The 379-nt window shown below is 65.4% G+C and carries 1 protein-coding gene; it reads left to right on the top strand.

Features of this window, described 5'->3' with window-relative positions; translation table 11 throughout:
* Nucleotides 1-21: 21 nt before the first annotated feature.
* The coding region (locus tag EEB19_RS26715; RefSeq protein WP_222930019.1) for a hypothetical protein at nt 22-379 on the top strand (358 nt) is incomplete at its 3' end.

Genomic DNA, 379 nt, shown 5'->3' with positions numbered 1-379 from the left:
AGCTGGTCCACCTTCGAGCACGTGCAGCGCGACCAGTTGCTGCCCATCCTGAAGGACCTCCACGCCTGCCTGCGGCCGGGCGGTTTCTTCTTCATCCAGATCGAGCCGCTCTTCTATTCGCCCTACGGATCGCACCTGCGCCGCTATGACGAGGTGCCTTGGCACCACCTGCTGGTGAGCGAAGATGAACTGTGGGAGATCGTGCGCACGCACGAGGGCCCGATCGACGCCGCCGAGACCGATTTCGGGTTTGCCGACTTCGGCCCCGAGGGGTACAAGCGCTTCGTCTTCAACGAATACCGGGCGCTGAACCGCCTGACGGCCGACGAGCTGGTGGCGTTGACCGCCCAGGCCGGGTTCCACGTGGTGCGGCAGGAGC

Origin of the sequence: Gordonia sp. OPL2 (assembly GCF_003797825.1) — a bacterium.
In the GTDB taxonomy this organism is placed as follows: domain Bacteria; phylum Actinomycetota; class Actinomycetes; order Mycobacteriales; family Mycobacteriaceae; genus Gordonia.
This window is presented reverse-complemented; position numbering and strand designations above follow the sequence as displayed.